Annotated in this window: 26 protein-coding genes and 1 pseudogene; 15 read left to right on the forward strand and 12 right to left on the reverse strand. The window is 43.4% G+C overall.

Translation table 11 applies throughout. The annotated features are described in order from the left end of the window. Positions 1–23: 23 nt before the first annotated feature. The 12 genes and pseudogenes from G7Y90_RS08860 to G7Y90_RS18990 form a co-directional block, all read right to left on the reverse strand. Positions 24–227 carry a hypothetical protein gene (locus G7Y90_RS08860; RefSeq protein WP_250162177.1) on the reverse strand — a complete coding sequence of 68 codons (204 nt, stop codon included), beginning with the start codon at positions 225–227 and terminating at the stop codon, positions 24–26. Positions 228–238: 11 nt separating this feature from the next. Beyond that, positions 239–1,120, reverse strand: coding sequence for a DNA polymerase III subunit beta family protein (locus tag G7Y90_RS08865; protein ID WP_250162178.1), 882 nt, complete (start codon positions 1,118–1,120; stop codon positions 239–241). Positions 1,121–1,136: 16 nt separating this feature from the next. Next, positions 1,137–1,481 carry a penta-EF hand family protein gene (locus tag G7Y90_RS08870; protein WP_250162179.1) on the reverse strand — a complete coding sequence of 115 codons (345 nt, stop codon included), beginning with the start codon at positions 1,479–1,481 and terminating at the stop codon, positions 1,137–1,139. Then, on the reverse strand, positions 1,474–1,653 hold the full coding sequence (locus G7Y90_RS08875) for a hypothetical protein (protein WP_250162180.1): 180 nt from the start codon (positions 1,651–1,653) through the stop codon (positions 1,474–1,476). The genes G7Y90_RS08870 and G7Y90_RS08875 overlap by 8 nt, the downstream gene beginning before the upstream one ends. Before the next feature lie 16 nt (positions 1,654–1,669). Next, positions 1,670–1,867, reverse strand: a complete 198-nt coding sequence (locus G7Y90_RS08880; RefSeq protein ID WP_250162181.1) for a TraR/DksA C4-type zinc finger protein — start codon at positions 1,865–1,867, stop codon at positions 1,670–1,672. Position 1,868: 1 nt separating this feature from the next. Then, positions 1,869–1,994 (reverse strand): hypothetical protein, encoded by a 126-nt coding sequence (locus tag G7Y90_RS17855; RefSeq protein WP_284143704.1) that lies wholly within the window; start codon positions 1,992–1,994, stop codon positions 1,869–1,871. A gap of 8 nt (positions 1,995–2,002) precedes the next feature. After that, the gene (locus tag G7Y90_RS08885; RefSeq protein WP_250162182.1) at positions 2,003–2,170 is read right to left on the reverse strand and encodes a hypothetical protein; all 168 of its coding nucleotides are present in this window, start codon (positions 2,168–2,170) and stop codon (positions 2,003–2,005) included. Between the two features lie 769 nt (positions 2,171–2,939). Continuing rightward, on the reverse strand, positions 2,940–3,209 hold the full coding sequence (locus tag G7Y90_RS08890; RefSeq protein WP_250162183.1) for a hypothetical protein: 270 nt from the start codon (positions 3,207–3,209) through the stop codon (positions 2,940–2,942). Positions 3,210–3,272: 63 nt separating this feature from the next. Beyond that, on the reverse strand, positions 3,273–3,464 hold the full coding sequence (locus tag G7Y90_RS08895) for a hypothetical protein (protein ID WP_250162184.1): 192 nt from the start codon (positions 3,462–3,464) through the stop codon (positions 3,273–3,275). 78 nt (positions 3,465–3,542) lie between these two features. Continuing rightward, a pseudogene (locus tag G7Y90_RS18985) lies at positions 3,543–3,719 on the reverse strand (HIRAN domain-containing protein); the annotation flags it as partial. Between the two features lie 66 nt (positions 3,720–3,785). After that, positions 3,786–4,391 (reverse strand): S24 family peptidase, encoded by a 606-nt coding sequence (locus G7Y90_RS08900; protein ID WP_250162185.1) that lies wholly within the window; start codon positions 4,389–4,391, stop codon positions 3,786–3,788. Then, the gene (locus tag G7Y90_RS18990) at positions 4,384–4,545 is read right to left on the reverse strand and encodes a helix-turn-helix domain-containing protein (protein ID WP_502937343.1); all 162 of its coding nucleotides are present in this window, start codon (positions 4,543–4,545) and stop codon (positions 4,384–4,386) included. Before G7Y90_RS18990 ends, G7Y90_RS08900 begins: the two co-directional genes overlap by 8 nt. A gap of 124 nt (positions 4,546–4,669) precedes the next feature. Here G7Y90_RS18990 and G7Y90_RS08905 point away from each other — a divergent pair, with 124 nt between their 5' ends. From G7Y90_RS08905 to G7Y90_RS08975, 15 genes are all read left to right on the forward strand, one after another. Then, positions 4,670–4,891: a transcriptional regulator gene (locus tag G7Y90_RS08905; protein ID WP_250162186.1), complete on the forward strand. Its 222-nt coding sequence runs from the start codon at positions 4,670–4,672 to the stop codon at positions 4,889–4,891. A gap of 54 nt (positions 4,892–4,945) precedes the next feature. Next, positions 4,946–5,386, forward strand: a complete 441-nt coding sequence (locus G7Y90_RS08910) for a phage regulatory CII family protein (protein WP_250162187.1) — start codon at positions 4,946–4,948, stop codon at positions 5,384–5,386. A 2-nt stretch (positions 5,387–5,388) separates the two neighbouring features. Beyond that, positions 5,389–5,586 carry a hypothetical protein gene (locus G7Y90_RS08915; RefSeq protein WP_250162188.1) on the forward strand — a complete coding sequence of 66 codons (198 nt, stop codon included), beginning with the start codon at positions 5,389–5,391 and terminating at the stop codon, positions 5,584–5,586. A 40-nt stretch (positions 5,587–5,626) separates the two neighbouring features. Next, positions 5,627–6,328, forward strand: a complete 702-nt coding sequence (locus G7Y90_RS08920; protein WP_250162189.1) for a Rha family transcriptional regulator — start codon at positions 5,627–5,629, stop codon at positions 6,326–6,328. Continuing rightward, positions 6,328–7,710, forward strand: coding sequence for a DUF1376 domain-containing protein (locus G7Y90_RS08925; protein ID WP_250162190.1), 1,383 nt, complete (start codon positions 6,328–6,330; stop codon positions 7,708–7,710). Before G7Y90_RS08920 ends, G7Y90_RS08925 begins: the two co-directional genes overlap by 1 nt. After that, on the forward strand, positions 7,707–8,027 hold the full coding sequence (locus G7Y90_RS08930) for a hypothetical protein (protein WP_087814132.1): 321 nt from the start codon (positions 7,707–7,709) through the stop codon (positions 8,025–8,027). Before G7Y90_RS08925 ends, G7Y90_RS08930 begins: the two co-directional genes overlap by 4 nt. Positions 8,028–8,039: 12 nt before the next feature. After that, entirely contained in the window at positions 8,040–8,237 is a 198-nt protein-coding gene (locus G7Y90_RS08935; RefSeq protein WP_250162191.1) for a hypothetical protein, read from the forward strand. Next, on the forward strand, positions 8,234–8,584 hold the full coding sequence (locus G7Y90_RS08940; protein WP_250162192.1) for a hypothetical protein: 351 nt from the start codon (positions 8,234–8,236) through the stop codon (positions 8,582–8,584). Before G7Y90_RS08935 ends, G7Y90_RS08940 begins: the two co-directional genes overlap by 4 nt. Beyond that, the gene (locus tag G7Y90_RS08945; protein ID WP_250162193.1) at positions 8,581–8,721 is read left to right on the forward strand and encodes a hypothetical protein; all 141 of its coding nucleotides are present in this window, start codon (positions 8,581–8,583) and stop codon (positions 8,719–8,721) included. Before G7Y90_RS08940 ends, G7Y90_RS08945 begins: the two co-directional genes overlap by 4 nt. Continuing rightward, positions 8,718–9,185 carry a hypothetical protein gene (locus G7Y90_RS08950; protein WP_250162194.1) on the forward strand — a complete coding sequence of 156 codons (468 nt, stop codon included), beginning with the start codon at positions 8,718–8,720 and terminating at the stop codon, positions 9,183–9,185. The genes G7Y90_RS08945 and G7Y90_RS08950 overlap by 4 nt, the downstream gene beginning before the upstream one ends. Positions 9,186–9,512: 327 nt before the next feature. Then, complete coding sequence (locus G7Y90_RS08955; RefSeq protein ID WP_250162195.1) at positions 9,513–9,689, forward strand: hypothetical protein; 177 nt, start codon at positions 9,513–9,515, stop codon at positions 9,687–9,689. Beyond that, a complete protein-coding gene (locus G7Y90_RS08960; protein ID WP_502937426.1) occupies positions 9,689–10,000 on the forward strand; it encodes an HNH endonuclease in 312 nt (103 codons plus the stop codon). Before G7Y90_RS08955 ends, G7Y90_RS08960 begins: the two co-directional genes overlap by 1 nt. A gap of 88 nt (positions 10,001–10,088) precedes the next feature. Then, a complete protein-coding gene (locus tag G7Y90_RS08965) occupies positions 10,089–10,550 on the forward strand; it encodes a terminase small subunit (protein WP_250162196.1) in 462 nt (153 codons plus the stop codon). 2 nt (positions 10,551–10,552) lie between these two features. After that, positions 10,553–12,271, forward strand: coding sequence for a terminase large subunit (locus G7Y90_RS08970; RefSeq protein WP_250162197.1), 1,719 nt, complete (start codon positions 10,553–10,555; stop codon positions 12,269–12,271). A gap of 10 nt (positions 12,272–12,281) precedes the next feature. Then, a complete protein-coding gene (locus tag G7Y90_RS08975; protein WP_250162198.1) occupies positions 12,282–12,488 on the forward strand; it encodes a YhcB family protein in 207 nt (68 codons plus the stop codon). Positions 12,489–12,528: the final 40 nt, after the last annotated feature.

The following is a 12,528-nucleotide window of genomic DNA, read 5'->3' on the forward strand; positions in this document are numbered from 1 at the left end:
GTAGGTCGATTATGGCTTGAGATTCATTTGGCATCTTCACTCTCCTTTAGTTTATCTAGCTCTTTAACCAAGTCGTCGCGGCTATCTAGAGCAGATGCATAAATCAGGTTTCCACCGCGCCACATATCAGCATTCGTCATCAAACTTGCAATCCGTTGGTATCTGGGATCGTCTTTGTCGTCAAAATGAACTGCGAATATGCAATTAACCTCCTGTTTTTTACTCACAATCACTCTCCTTATGCAGTAACGGGATTTGGCTCAACAGCGTCAATGAAATGCACAAAACGCCAAATTTTGCCTGTTGAGTCCATATAGCCATCGTCGTCATAATCAACAATAACTTTTCGATTTATAGCAAATTCACCAAAGCCTTTGGCGTCATCTGGAGATTTATTGCTGACGCTGCATATCGCTCCAAAACCTTCGTCAATCCATTGCTGAGTTTCATTTTTTGGGATTGGGTATTCATCAAGCAAAACGGCATGATGCTCTTCATCTGTAGTGCCTGCAGACCGGCAACTGGTCACGATATACATAAGATTTTTGTTGCCGTTGAATGTAAATATATTAGTAATTGCATTCACTGGTTTTGAGCTATAAAGACGTATTGGCACATCTTTGATTTTGTAATGCTTTCCGACTGTTTTACCTATCTTGCTTAAGCTTTTTAAGTAGCTGGCATTGATCAATATATTTTCATCTTTCTCTGACTTCATGTTGTCAACGTAGCCTGAAACCGCACGCTTAACGTCTGGGTACTTACCATCAATCAAACCTTTAAATGCTCTGAAGTCTTCATCTTTAGCGCAAACAAGGTCACCAGTTGAGGCTTCCAAGTGAATATAGTATTTAGTTTTGATGGCATCTTTAATAGCACGACGATTAATAATGTAAGAGAAATCTTTACCTTGATAGTCTTCACTCACAATCCAGCGCAGTAGCTGACGACCATCAGTAGAGTAGGCCAATACCTTGTTTTCGCCACCGACGAAGCACACGCCTTCCAAGTAATACCTAACATCCGATTTGGCGGCTGCGCATAACATAGCTTTTAAATAAGCTCTTTTTAATTCGATTAGGTCCACGGTATATTCCTTTTTGCGTTCATTTACGTTCATTTACGTTCATTTACGTTCATTTACGTTCATTTGCGTTCTGCACACTGCACTGATAGTTATCAGCGATACATAGCGATTTGCCGTATCTAGCGATGACACCATCAATGACTGACACCCAATAGCCCGCTTTGTCTAGCACTGGCCTACGCTCGAAGTATGCAACAGCGCCACTCTTATCGATTGCACGCCATGCCATATCAGGATATTCCCAGCGCACTTCTTTGATGGACTTAGGTACTTGGATACCACTTCTTGACGATGGAGGCTCTACAAACATATCTGGCTGAATACTGCCAAACCGAGCCTCAAAGTATTGAATCAAGTCTTCAGGATCGGCATTTAAGTCAACCGGCTCAGCCAAGCAATGCTGTGCGCCATTGAGTTAGCAGGTTGTCTTTGATAGCAAAGCGCTGCGCATGCTTATGTCTGATAACACCAGCCTTGGTCACATCATCGAATACAGCGTACATACGGACTGCATCAACACCATTGACGGTATCGCGTGCTACTGAGCTGTTATTTAGTCTTAGCATGTGCCAATCCTTACGTTCAACGACGCCCTTCAAAGTGATTTTGACAATCAACGCACCGGGTAACACCACCAATGGCACGTCGCTTGCTTGGTATTTCTTCACCGCATGCTTGGCAATCAAGCAATGAAGGCATACTAAATGTTGGCAGGATGCGCAGACGAGCTGCCATCTCAGCATCTATGCGCTCACCAGCGCGATCAATATCATCAGCCATCTTAATTACTCTCCATGTTGCTGCCACAGATAGGGCAAGTCTTTGCTGGCATGTCTAGGTTTAAATCAATAGCCAACAACTCTTCGGCTAAGGCTTCCATTTCTTGCGGTGATTTATAGTCTGGCATGGGTATCCCTAAAACGTATCGGTGATGAAGTTGCGAATACCAAGCATTTCAGCATTTTGCTTTAGATTGGTGGTTTCGATGTAAGGGCGATTTAACCTATGCTTACTACGTTCAATGTAGGCAGTGGCAGCTTCATGCGTGAAGCAAGCAGTAACGAACTTAGGTACAAGCATCACCGTCAACTTAATGTATCATCTAACGGTTACCTCATTAGCTCCGTCAGCAAGCTCTTCGAGTGCAGTGAATCGGTCTTCCCAATCCTCATAAGTGTTACCTTCGCATCGTCAAGCAACCAAATCTCTTCAGTTTTATAAAAACCGCTGAAACGACCTTCTTCATTGGCGCATACAAGGTCAATCTCATATACGCAAAACAACTGACGATAAGAGCTAACATCATTAAGGCGTCTAAGCTCTGTTGCTGTTTTAGTCAAATTAACCAAGCTCATTACTCTCTCCCGTAAGCGCTAGAAATAAAAAGATTGGCATGCCTTGCTGTACCTGCCTGCTCAGATGCATACACCTCATCATCAAAGCCATTCATCGGGTCGGTAACATAGTTGCCATCGTCGCTAGGCAGTGACAGGCCTTATGTTCAGCAATCATCGCGTCGTGGCCTGCTTGCGAGCGGTCAAATGCCTTATTTATTGTTGCACGCCAGCCGTTGCTGCTGTCATACCAAGTACTAATAACGTGAGGATGCCAATGCTGGCTAGAAAGTCTTTTATTGAGTTCATAACAGTTACTCTGCTTCGTTGTGATGAATATAATAACCATAGTTATAATTACTGTCAATAACTAAAGTAATTAAATATATAAATATTTATTACTTTGGCTCTTTTATAACCACTATAAAACTGTAAGTAATTGTTAAAATGAAATATGAGGCATAAAAAAACCGCCCATATAGGACGGTTATTAGAGTCTAAGAAGGAGATTTTATGATTTAGTTTTTTAGCCAGTCGGTAGCGCCTTTTTGGACGTTATATGAGTGCCAATTATCTACATCTACTTTTATGACAAACAAAATATCATCATGATCAATGTAATTTAACAAAAAATCTCTAACTTGCTCAGACGTCTTTTCAGAATGTATTATCCACTGAGATGCTGTTGGTTTAGCCCAAGCGTCATTAGAAATATTTTTAATACCACGCGCTATCTTTTCATAGTCTCTGTTCCTAACTAAATCATAAGTTATAGAGTAAAAAGCCATTTTCTCACCTCATGCTGTCGCCAGTCTCAAGCGCGCTGGCACGGACGCTTATTATCCTTAGCCTTAAAAGACTATTGAGAAAACAAAAATCAATATTATCGCGCCTACGACAATCGTTGTCATCGATATTTTTTGTTTAGGGCTTTCCGGAATTGGTGGTGGTGTAGGTTGGCTCGGCGTATCGTTATATTTTTTTAAACTTTGCGAAGATCCAGCTAAGTCCTCCAGATTTAAATCAACCCAAGCACCGTACATAGGATGATCTCCTCTATATATCTTACATCTTACAGACAGAGTATCTCTATTGCCTTCGCATAGGTGGCGATAACGAATAGCATCTTGCTTGGATAAATACCCTAATACCCCATGAGCAGAAACAACAGCTACTGCATTTTTGTCGTAAGGGTTATTTGGCTCATATACTAATTCGACATCAACAAAAGCGGATGCGCCTTTCTTAAAAGAATTAGGGTCTTTGTAGTTTTGTCTAAAGCGGGTTGGTAGTTCGATTCACCCACAATTGGGGTGTTGAACTCATACCCAAAATGCCAGTCCGTCATCTGCAAAATCCTTTTATTAATGTTTTAAAAACGAATATCGCACCCGTCCAAATAGCGCAAACTGATTAAACGTATCACGAGTAATTAACTGATCTGGGTAGGTGTCTTTGTCAGTATTATCTGATTTTAATATCACTGTGCCATCTAGGTTTTTAATGGTGCGCTTACACATCATTTCGCCATCGGCATTAAACACGTAAATCTTATTATTAATAAAATTATCGTATTCGCTCTCATTGGTATTTACTAGCATTAGAGTGCCATGCGGTATGGTATTACCCATACTGTCACTACAAGCGTGCATCAACACCAATCCATGGCCGTCGATAGGCAGGTCGTTATCTCTTAAAAACTCAACGGTAAACGCTTGGGTATGAGAATCAGGATGTTCAAGATTGACGTACCCATTTCCACAGCTGGCTTTGATGTCCAAATATTTAATATCAACCAACCCATAGTCTGTACGACCGCCAATAATAATATGCTCTGATTTATTGGTATTCTTTGAGTAGCCCCTGTCTTTCTCGTTAGACAACGCTGACTTAGTCACGCTTTCTATAGTGCCTTGATCAAGCATCTCTCCAATGCCGTTTGCCAGCCAATCAATATTAACCTCAAACACCTTGGCTAGCTCGCTTATAAATAGTTCGCTTGGTAAGCCCTTTCTCTATCTTGTAATAACTTGGCTGAGACATGCCTGTGGCATCTGCTACATCTTGTTGCGACAGATTTAGCCTATCTCTAGCCAGCTTAACCCTCTCCGCTAATGTGCTCATTACTATCCTCCAGTTATTGTGATCATTCTAATAACCTAGGTTATCAATGTAAAATGCCTAAAGTTATTGATTTATAATAACTAAAGTTATATTATTAAGGCATAAATTACCCAAGGTAATAAAAATGAAACCTAACAACTCTTATGAAGCCTTAGTTAGCTATTTCGGGAATCAGCATAAGACGGCTAAAGCACTGGGCTGTAGCCAGCCTGGTGTATGTAAATGGGTTCAAGGCAAAGCTAATATGTCAGCGCCACTGGCTTTAAAAGCTGAGCGGCTAACCAATGGTGAGATTAAAGCCGTAGACCTTTGCCCTGCATTAGCCTCACTCGAAGCCACTGATTAAATACTACAACCAACCACTCATCAACAAAACGTTTTTATAAATAGGTAGGACACGATGGACGTAATAGACGCAGCACACAGCACAGTACATAACCCAAAGCATGGTGGCAGTATCGCATTGGCAGCACGCATGGGTATGTCGAGCACTGTGCTTAACAACAAGGTTAATCCAAACACAGATAGTCATCATCTGCGCTTAGACGAAGCAATCACCATTATGGAGTACACAGGCGACACTAGTATCATCCAAGCCATGGCGCAGCGTCTTGGTGGCGTGTTTTATCAGGTTGATGGTGAGGCGACGCAGGCAAGCATACTCATGACAGCATTATCTACGTCAGCATGCCAGGGCGACATTATGTCTGAGATGCACAAAGCATTAGAAGACGGTCGTATCGATTGTAATGAGCATGACGCAATTCAAACCGGCCATTCAGCACGCCATCGTAACGTTTCGCACATTGAGCGTTCAAATCGCAAAGCATTGTGGGGCTGATCATGTGTAACGACAAGTGCAAAATCTGCCGTTTAAGAGAGAGAGTCGAAGTCGCTGGTAATGATGCAGATATCAAACGTGAGTTTGAATGCATCGAGCGCAATCAACAGATAATTGATTTGGGTGACAAGTTAGAAGCGATTGATTACCTAAGAGCCGAACAAGCAAAAAGCCCATCAACGGACATTGATGGGCTTTAGGTGTTTCTGTAATACAAACTCTGATAAAAGGAATACTACAATGAATATTCAATTGATGCAAGTAAATAACGATAAGCGCATGTCTAGCCGTGAAATTGCAGAGCTTTGCGATAAACGTCATGAGCATGTTTGCCGTGATATCGAATTGGTTAATAAAGATTATGAATCTGAGGGTCTCCCCAAAATTGGGGAGACCCATTATTACAACGAGCAGAATGGACAGCGCTATCGCCAGTACGAGCTGACAGAAATGCAATGCCTTGATTTGGTGAGTGGCTATAGTCGTCCACTACGTTTCCGTATTAATCGCAGATGGGTTGAGTTAGAGCGTCGTGCACAATCTAATTCTCCAGTAGTAGCGATGCCTGATTTTACTAATCCAGTAACAGCAGCACGCGCTTGGGCTGATGAGCTAGAAGCAAAGCAGGTTGTACAAGCACAATTAACTATAGCTCAGCCTAAGATCAATCATTATGACAACGTGGTTGAGCGTGCTGGCTTGCTCAATGCTACTCAAGTTGCTCAAAAGGTACGCCTATCAGCTGTTGCTATGAACAAGATACTTGATGAGCTTGGTGTCTATAACAAGGCTGTGAAGCGTTCGCGTGTATTCCAGCAATGGTTTATCGATAAAGGCTTGGGCGAAGTCAAACAGACTGACCAAGGCTACTCGCAAGCTATGTTCACCAAGCGCGGCGAAGCATGGATCATTGAGCGTTTGATTAGTGAAGGAGTCGCATAATGCATTTCGTTAATCACAACTTTACTGATATCGACTTTGAAACCAAGCATATGAGCCGTATTGAGAAAACCATCTATCTTGATTTGCGCTCATTGTACTTATCAGCAGAAAAGCCTATCGATGGTAGTGACATGGACCTATTGCAGCGCCGCCTATCTGTCACTGACGACGATGAAAAGGCAGCATTGGCGTTTGTACTAAAAGACAAGTTCAGCAAGGCAGGCAAGTACTACAAGCGTGCAGCTTGGGACAAGATACTCAAAGATTATCAATGGGGTAATAAAAACAAAGGTAACGCTACTCGTAACGCTGTAACGAATGATGTAACGCAGGGTGTAACGTCAAGTAACGATAGCTGTAACGTTACGTGTAACGATGATGATACGCCAATGACTGCTGCTGAACGTACTCGTAAGTCACGCCAAGACCGTAAGATAATGATTGATAGCCTTACTAATATAGGTGTGACAGTAGATAAGAGTATTAAAGCTGCTGACCTAAGAGAGTTATATGCAACTCACGCCGAAACTATTACAAGTAACGTTACAAGCAGCGTAACGCAATCTGTAACGCCTAGTAACGATGACGGTAACGCTAGTAACGCAAAAAACGCTGCTATAACTACGAACCATGAACCAGTAACCAATAACCATAAACCAGTTAGTGAAGACGCACACACAAACACAGGCGAGGGGATTGTGGATAAGTTTAATCATGGTTCTGTGGATAACTCTACTGCCAACAATCAACCATCAAACAGCCAACCAGTACCAGTTGAACCAGTAGCAGCTCAACCATCAGTCAACCAGCCAGCAACCAAAGCTGATCAGATACGTGACCAACGTGCTGATGATATTGAGAATTGGGAAGCACCAACCATCGATGAAATGCGTGGCCAGTTATTCAAGGCAGGCAAGATGATTCAGCTGACTGATGACCAGTATGATTTTGAAGTTTCAGCATTCAAAGCTTACTACGCAGAGCAAGCACTAATCGGCAGACCACTTGCCACAGAATCAAACCGCAAGGTCAGACTGGTCAAATGGATGATACGTGAAGCAAACAACCAAAAAGCCGATCAAGCACGTCAGGAAAAAGCTAAGGGCCGCTTCTCTACTGATAATGAAGATTGGGGCACCACTGCAAGCAAGGGCAGCTCAAACTTTGACAGCGATTTACCGCCTATCTACCACCCCAGTCACAGCACTAGTGATGCCGCTGATGAGTATGCGCCTTTATCTCTGAATGGTTGTAAGCGTCCACCACTGGAAGGCATGACCACTGCGGAAACCGAGGCTTATGTAGATAGATATGTTCAGTCTGGTGAAGCTCGAGTAACAGCATATGATCGTTTATCAAGAGAAATGAAGGAGGCGGTATGAAGCAATTAACGCAAGAGATATTTAATGGCATGCCCAAATGGGTTAAGAGCGCGCGTATAGATGCGAAAGGGAAGCTGGTTGTTTACAGCCTAGAGAAATCTTTAGTCACTAGAATTTTAAACAATGAGATTCTATTGCCGTGGAACTGCGGCATATGGGATTCAGGGTACGACACTACGGACTGGAAAAACAGTGCGATAGATAGAGTTGTTATTGAAGTTAAGCCTGGCTATACATGTGGTGACTGCGGATATCATCACGAGCCGCACCAGTGCCGGACGACATTTTGCGAAGGCTGCGACGCTCTACTTAGTTAAGGTGATGTCAGTATGAAAACCACAAAGGGATTCAACGTCGCAGGACTGCAAAAGTCATTTGATACAAAGGTTTATTCTTATCAAGGCTGGTCTGGTCGAGTGAGAGTGGTTGAAGGCAACCCTTTCTATGATGACTACGCCAAGTGGACAGATAGCGGTAAGGCTAGAGATCATGAATATGGTGATATTAATTTAAAGGATGATAAGTGATGATATTAATCGGTATCGATACAGGCGTTAAGACAGGCTTTGCTCATAGCATTGATGGTGTGCTCCAAGAGGTATCAACACAGACCATTCTTAGTGCACAGGATAGAGTCTTAGAGATTAGAGATGAAGCTGCACAGTCAGACGTTGAGCTGGTCGTTTGCATTGAGGACGTTCGTAAGCGTACATGGGTAGACCCTAGTATTGGTAAGGAGCGCTTGAAAGGGGTGGGTCAGTCACAAGAGATTGCAGCATCTGGCAAGAGTTCTGTGAGCGTAACGGCCTACGTCATATATTGGTACCGCCATCTCACATCGATACCAAACGCAAAGCCAAAGACTTCGCGATGATCACCGGCTGGACGGCACGCACATCTGAGCACGCTCGAGACGCTGGCATGATGATTTATAAATACCATCGATTGATTGAAAAGGGTGTGGTCGACGTGCCAGCAGCCAAGCCGATGAAGAAAGGTGGTAAAAAATGAGCGATATAATCGACAGGGACGTTAAAGTAAAGTTGGCAGCATGGGGTGCTTGGACCCGTAACATCGGTAACACTGGTGGTTGCTCAAGCCCAGCGCAAGCACTTATCAATTGCGCACCAGTCTGCGACAGCGACATCAAACGCTACGCCAGATACGAATCGTTTGAGCATATAAGTGATGATGAGGCGTTGGAAGTGGAAGGCGCTATGGCTACGCTTAAACGCTACTCAGCGCGATTAGATGTAGCGTTAGGGCATATGCTAGAGCATGAGCTTGATGATGATAATCTACTTATCTGTGTATTGATGTATCCAGTTTTGAATAGGTACTACAAATCTGACGAGTCGCTTAGATGTATAGCGAGCCAACTTACCAAGGATCTAGGAAGGAAAATAACCCATGTAAAGGTTCAAGTGATATTAGAGCGCGGCATAGGATTTATTGACGGTAGATTAATGTCTTGACTTTGTATTACAGCATAGGGTAGTATCCATTTATGCTCCGCATTTTATGTGATGAGCCACTAATTCAAAGCCCTACTTTAACGAGTGGGGCTTTTTAATGTCTGATTGATAAGCTGGTGCCCTCATTCATGAGGGTACCAAAGCATTCCTTACCCACGCTAGAAATAGCGTGGGCTTTTTTATGCCTGACTTTCAGCTATGAGGGTTTGTTATGTCTGATCAGTTTAACAGCACAACACACAGCGAACTCTTACATGCATTAGGCAGCAGCTTCACCAAGAAGTATTACACCGTTATGTTTCTTTGTCTGCCTTCTAGCTAACGAGCGTGAACGCCATGTGTGACCTAACCAACCAACAGGCTTATGATTATTACGATGAGCTGACAGAGCAGAGTGCCAAGGACTACTGGCTTGATTTTTTAAAGGCTAGAGCTGACAGAGGTTTCCCTGGTGCCAAGGCGTATGTGGACAAGATTGAATGGTATAACAATAAGGATCAATGATGGCCCTTAAAGCATTAAAGCCAAGATTGGGCACGATGGGTGCCAAGGCAATCGGCAATGATACTCATCAGCCCAAATCAAGATGGGGTCATGGCCGTGGTGGTAGACCATGGCGCAGACTGAAAGATAGAATACTAAAGCGCGATATGCACACCTGTCAGCACTGCAAACGTGTAGGCGGTGAGCTTGAGCTAGACCACATCGTCAATGTTGCCGTTGGTGGCACCGATGAAGATGCAAACTTGCAGATTTTATGCGTTGATTGTCATTTAATCAAAACGAAAAGTGAAAGTAAGGTGGGGGGAGGTTAAAAATATTTCGGCTGAAAGCCAGCGGACACCGCCCCCAATCTCACGCATAAAAAAAATTCCTTCTCAAAAATAAGTTAAAGGATTTGGCATGGCGTTAACTCCGAAAAAAAGGTTGTTCGCTGACTGCCTTTTTTCGGGTATGTCAAACAAAGAGGCAGCCATCGAAGCAGGGTACAGCAAGGCGACAGCATCACAACAAGGCAGCAAACTTGCCAAAGATGAAGACGTACTTCGCTACCTAAAACAATTGAAAGATCAGGCAAAAACTGAGGTTAAAAAAAAACAAGAAGTTAAAGTTTTGCCGGAAGTTAAATACGTTGATGATGACGAGCCTAAAATAACAGACCCTAAAGAAGCGCTACTAAAATTAATGAACGACCCAGATCCTGCAATGCAATTAAAAGCTGCGACTGCATTGATGCCATATATGCACGCAAGAATTGCACCCGCTGGTAAAAAGAGGGTGAGAAAAAAAGCGCAATCGAAGCAACTAAGACTGGTCGATTCGCCACACTCAGTCAGCAGTCAGACAAAATACAATAAGAGATAGTAATGATTACTAAATGGACAACGGCGTTACCTGATTGGGAAAAACGCATAGTCCAAAAACAATCATTATTACCTTGTCCACCACTTAATCAAGAAGTCGCTGACATTGCATTAAGGGTTTTTAATAGTCTTGTACTAGTCGATGTGATTGGTCAGCCAACATTGGGTGAGGCATCACTCAAGTGGTCAACGGATTTTGTGGCATCTATCTTTGGTGCGTATGATCCTGAGACTGGCATACGAATGATTACTGAGTTTATGCTGCTCATCGCTAAGAAGAACGCAAAGAGTACGCTGGCAGCAGGCATTATGATGACTGCCTTGATATTGAATGAGCGCCATTCTGCTGATTTGGCAATCATTGCACCGACTAAGGAGGTGGCCAACAACTCATTTAATCCTGCGCGCGACATGATTGCTGCTGACCCTGAATTGTCAGCTATGTTTAACGTCAGCGAACACACAAGGACAATTACACATTTAGGTACTAACGCAAAACTAAAGGTAATCGCCGCTGAGTCAGAGGCGCTGGCAGGTGTTAAAGCCTCTTATATTCTAGTCGATGAGCTATGGCTGTTTGGTAAACGTGCAAACGCTGGCTCGATGCTACGAGAAGCAACTGGTGGTTTGGCGTCACGCCCTGAAGGTTTTGTTATTTATCTGACAACTATGCCTGACGAGCCGCCAGTTGGTGCAATGAAACAAAAGCTGGATTATGCGCGTGGCGTTCGTGATGGCAAGATTGATGATCCACAGTTTTTAGGCCTGCTTTATGAGTTCCCGAAAAAGTATATTGATGATGAGTTATACCTGCAGCAGCAATGGTGGTTTATAACCAATCCCAATATGGGTGCTTCTGTCAATGAGAAGTACATCGAGCGTGAGTTTAAAAAAGCGGCCGACGAGGGTAAAGAAGAGTTGCAGGATTTCACCGCCAAGCATTTGAATGTGCAAATTGGCGTGTCAATGAGAGCCAATCGCTGGGCAGCTTCTGAGTTTTGGGAGAAGGCAGCAGCGCCAAAGCCATTTACCCTTGAAGAGTTAATCGAAGCATCAGAAGTTATCACCATGGGTATCGATGGTGGTGGACTTGATGATTTGCTAGGTATGGCGGTCATTGGTCGTCTGCCAACTGTCATTCGTGAGTACGAAGATAGAGTCAGTAAAAAACAGGTGCAAGTTAAGCCGTGGTGGGTATGGACCCGCGCATGGTGTCATGAGATTGCGCTTGAGCGTCGCAAGTCTATTGCACCCACATTAGAGGGATTTGCTAAAGATGGCGACTTGTCTATTGTTAAAAACATCGGCGATGAAACAGACGAGCTTGCCAAAATTGCTAAGCAAGTATTTGACAGTGGCAAGCTTGACCAGATAGGGCTTGATCCACTGGGTATCGGCGCATTGATTGATGAGCTCGTTATGATTGGCATACCAAGCGATAAGCTGATAGGTGTCACACAGGGCTTTAAAATGTCCGGTTATATCAAGACCGCTGAGAATAAGATTGCGCGAAAAGACATGCTGCACGCTAGTCAAGATATTATGGCGTGGTCAGTCGGCAACTGTCGCACAGTGGTCAGAGGTAGTGGCACAATGTTATCAAAGGCTGAGAGTGGTACCGCCAAGATTGACCCAGTAATAGGTATGCTCAACGCTGTCGCATTAATGAGTCAAAATCCAGAGCCACCAAACAATTCAGCGCCTACTATGTTTTTTGTATGAGGGTTTAATCATGACGATTGTCATAAGCGATAATGCGATGCTGATGTTGGTTTTTATTGCTGGCTTGATTATAGGTGCTATAGCTTATCGAATAATCACAGCACCACTGAACAACCAAGACAGAAAGAATCTTAAGGCGATGCGTGATGCGCTTGATGCTTTTGAAATGCGCAGCCGTCCACCACCACCCAAGCCTGACTATAACCCACATAAATAATCAGCCACTTTAACGAGTGGTTTTTTATTGCTAAAAATTT

Source organism: Psychrobacter sp. WY6, from assembly GCF_018448495.1.
Classification (GTDB): domain Bacteria; phylum Pseudomonadota; class Gammaproteobacteria; order Pseudomonadales; family Moraxellaceae; genus Psychrobacter.

Bases quoted from the DNA above. Each gene is read 5' to 3' on its own strand.
- G7Y90_RS08865 (WP_250162178.1), bottom strand. From the start codon at position 1,120: ATGAACGTAAATGAACGCAAAAAGGAATATACCGTGGACCTAATCGAA.
- G7Y90_RS08875 (WP_250162180.1), bottom strand. From the start codon at position 1,653: ATGCTAAGACTAAATAACAGCTCAGTAGCACGCGATACCGTCAATGGT.
- G7Y90_RS08880 (WP_250162181.1), bottom strand. From the start codon at position 1,867: ATGGCTGATGATATTGATCGCGCTGGTGAGCGCATAGATGCTGAGATG.
- G7Y90_RS17855 (WP_284143704.1), bottom strand. From the start codon at position 1,994: ATGCCAGACTATAAATCACCGCAAGAAATGGAAGCCTTAGCCGAAGAG.
- G7Y90_RS08890 (WP_250162183.1), bottom strand. From the start codon at position 3,209: ATGGCTTTTTACTCTATAACTTATGATTTAGTTAGGAACAGAGACTAT.
- G7Y90_RS08895 (WP_250162184.1), bottom strand. From the start codon at position 3,464: ATGTACGGTGCTTGGGTTGATTTAAATCTGGAGGACTTAGCTGGATCT.
- G7Y90_RS18990 (WP_502937343.1), bottom strand. From the start codon at position 4,545: ATGAGCACATTAGCGGAGAGGGTTAAGCTGGCTAGAGATAGGCTAAAT.
- G7Y90_RS08905 (WP_250162186.1), top strand. From the start codon at position 4,670: ATGAAACCTAACAACTCTTATGAAGCCTTAGTTAGCTATTTCGGGAAT.
- G7Y90_RS08910 (WP_250162187.1), top strand. From the start codon at position 4,946: ATGGACGTAATAGACGCAGCACACAGCACAGTACATAACCCAAAGCAT.
- G7Y90_RS08915 (WP_250162188.1), top strand. From the start codon at position 5,389: ATGTGTAACGACAAGTGCAAAATCTGCCGTTTAAGAGAGAGAGTCGAA.
- G7Y90_RS08920 (WP_250162189.1), top strand. From the start codon at position 5,627: ATGAATATTCAATTGATGCAAGTAAATAACGATAAGCGCATGTCTAGC.
- G7Y90_RS08925 (WP_250162190.1), top strand. From the start codon at position 6,328: ATGCATTTCGTTAATCACAACTTTACTGATATCGACTTTGAAACCAAG.
- G7Y90_RS08930 (WP_087814132.1), top strand. From the start codon at position 7,707: ATGAAGCAATTAACGCAAGAGATATTTAATGGCATGCCCAAATGGGTT.
- G7Y90_RS08935 (WP_250162191.1), top strand. From the start codon at position 8,040: ATGAAAACCACAAAGGGATTCAACGTCGCAGGACTGCAAAAGTCATTT.
- G7Y90_RS08945 (WP_250162193.1), top strand. From the start codon at position 8,581: ATGATCACCGGCTGGACGGCACGCACATCTGAGCACGCTCGAGACGCT.
- G7Y90_RS08950 (WP_250162194.1), top strand. From the start codon at position 8,718: ATGAGCGATATAATCGACAGGGACGTTAAAGTAAAGTTGGCAGCATGG.
- G7Y90_RS08960 (WP_502937426.1), top strand. From the start codon at position 9,689: ATGGCCCTTAAAGCATTAAAGCCAAGATTGGGCACGATGGGTGCCAAG.
- G7Y90_RS08965 (WP_250162196.1), top strand. From the start codon at position 10,089: ATGGCGTTAACTCCGAAAAAAAGGTTGTTCGCTGACTGCCTTTTTTCG.
- G7Y90_RS08970 (WP_250162197.1), top strand. From the start codon at position 10,553: ATGATTACTAAATGGACAACGGCGTTACCTGATTGGGAAAAACGCATA.
- G7Y90_RS08975 (WP_250162198.1), top strand. From the start codon at position 12,282: ATGACGATTGTCATAAGCGATAATGCGATGCTGATGTTGGTTTTTATT.